At 47.5% G+C, this 2600-nt stretch carries 1 protein-coding gene and 1 pseudogene; both read left to right on the forward strand.

What is annotated here, in order from left to right; genetic code table 11:
• Positions 1 to 411: pseudogene (locus tag ABUA47_RS08035) on the forward strand (single-stranded-DNA-specific exonuclease RecJ); the annotation flags it as partial.
• 210 nt (positions 412 to 621) lie between these two features.
• Positions 622 to 2532 (forward strand): ATP-dependent DNA helicase RecQ, encoded by a 1911-nt coding sequence (locus tag ABUA47_RS08040; RefSeq protein ID WP_035450084.1) that lies wholly within the window; start codon positions 622 to 624, stop codon positions 2530 to 2532.
• Positions 2533 to 2600 lie beyond the last annotated feature (68 nt).

The raw sequence follows: 2600 nt of genomic DNA on the forward strand, positions 1-2600 counted from the left end.
TTTATCGAACGCTTCGAAGAGTTCGTATCACAAAATATCCTGCCGGAACAGACATGCGCCGTCATCGACATCAATGCCGAGATTGATTTCAGAGACATCACTCCGAAATTCTTCAGCGACTTGAAGAAATTCAATCCATTCGGACCGGACAATGCCAAACCCATTTTCTGTACGCACAATGTCTATGATTATGGTACCAGCAAAGTCGTAGGCCGCGACCAGGAACATATCAAGCTAGAACTGGTGGATAATAAATCGAACAATGTAATGAACGGCATCGCTTTCGGGCAAAGTTCCCACGTACGCTTCATCAAGACCAAACGTTCCTTCGACATCTGCTATTCCATTGAAGAGAATACCCATAAGAGGGGTGAAGTGCAGTTGCAGATTGAAGACATAAAGCCGAACTGAAAGCCTCTCCCCTAACCCCTCCCCCACAGGGAGGGGAATAAGAATAGTCTCCTTATATTAAGGAAATGATGAAAATTGGTTGATGCTATAAGATTAGTAATCACTACTATTAGCATAGAGAAGGAAAGAATATCAATTCAACGATAAGAAGTAGCAAGAAAGTTCAATAAGACCATGAGCAGCAGTAGTAACTTCAAAACTCCCCTCCCTATGGGGGAGGGATTGGGGGTGAGGCTTCTGAAGCAATACTGGGGATACGATACCTTCCGGGGAATCCAGGAAGATATCATCAACAGCATTACCGAGGGACGGGACACTTTGGGACTAATGCCCACGGGAGGAGGAAAATCCATCACTTTCCAAGTTCCGGCACTTGCTAAAGAAGGACTTTGCCTGGTCATCACTCCGTTGATTGCCCTCATGAAAGACCAGGTACAAAACCTGAAAAAGCGGGGAATCAAGGCGCTTGCCATCTACTCAGGCATGAGCAGGCAGGAAATCATCGTCACACTGGAGAACTGTATATTCGGCAATTTCAAGTTCCTCTATATCTCCCCCGAAAGGCTCGATACTGAAATCTTCCGCACCAAACTGCAGAAGACGAAAATCAGTATGATTACGGTAGACGAAAGCCACTGCATATCGCAATGGGGCTACGATTTCCGTCCCGCCTATCTGAAGATAGCCGAAATACGCGAACTTCTGCCCGGCGTACCCATCCTGGCATTGACAGCCACCGCCACTCCGGAAGTAGTGAAAGATATCCAGGCCCGTCTGCATTTCCGTGAGGAAAATGTGTTCCGCATGAGTTTCGAACGCAAAAACCTTGCCTATATCGTCCGCAAGACGGAAAACAAGACGGGAGAGCTGTTGCACATCCTGCGCCGTATGCCCGGAAGCGCCATCATCTATGTGCGCAACCGTCGCCGTACCAAGGAAATTACCGAACTGCTGCACAACGAAGACATCACCGCCGATTTCTACCATGCCGGACTGGATGACGCCACCAAAGACATCCGCCAACAACGCTGGCAAACAGGAGAAAGCCGTGTCATGGTCGCCACCAATGCATTCGGTATGGGTATCGACAAACCGGATGTACGGATTGTCATCCACATGGATCTGCCCGATTCCATAGAAGCCTACTTCCAGGAAGCAGGACGTGCCGGAAGGGACGGACAAAAAGCCTACGCGGTCGTCCTTTACGCCAAGTCGGATAAGGCAACACTGCACAAACGCATTCCCGACACCTTTCCTGAAAAAGAATATATAAAGGAAGTATATGAGCATCTTCAATACTATTACCAGATGGCAATGGGAGATGGACAAGGCTGTGTACGCGAGTTCAATATAGAAGACTTTTGCCGAAAGTTCAAGTACTTCCCCGTTCCCGTGGACAGTGCCTTGAAGATTCTGACACAAGCGGGATACTTGGAATATACAGACGAACAAGACAATGCATCCCGGCTACTGTTCACTATCCGTCGAGACGAACTTTATAAACTGAGAGAGCTCGGCGAAGATATGGACAAACTCATCCAAACCATTCTCCGCTCCTATACCGGGGTCTTCACAGACCATGCTTTCATCAATGAAGATTCACTGGCCATACGCACTGGACTCACACGCCGGCAAGTGTATGAACAGCTCATCCACCTAGCCAAGCTACATATCGTCAGTTACATCCCCCGCAAAAAGACACCATATATAATATACACGCGAGAGAGGGTTGAAATGCGCCACCTGCAAATCCCTTCCACCGTGTACGAGGAACGCAAAGAGCGATATGAGAAACGCATAAGTGCCATGCTGGATTATGTGAACAGCGATACCGTGTGCCGTAGCCGGATGCTGCTACACTACTTCGGAGAGAAGAACGAGCATAACTGCGGGCAGTGCGACACTTGTATCAATTTGAAGAACAAGAAACCTTCCGGCCACCTTTCGGAAAAGGAACTTTCTGAAAAGATTCTTCAAGCCCTATCTGATAAACAACAAACTCCAGCCACTTTGGCAGAACAGATACCGGACGATAAAAACATGCTCATCGATGTGTTACATGAATTGTTGGACGAAGGCAAGGTAATTGCTGTCAACGGAATGCTTCAAATCAAAAAATAATTCATTACTTTTGCCGTTGGAAAAGAATGTCCTGCCGCTGAGAGGAACATCTCCTATCAACCATGCCC

This window comes from Bacteroides sp. RTP31139st1_H2_RTP31139_211217, from assembly GCF_040227615.1.
In the GTDB taxonomy this organism is placed as follows: domain Bacteria; phylum Bacteroidota; class Bacteroidia; order Bacteroidales; family Bacteroidaceae; genus Bacteroides; species Bacteroides uniformis.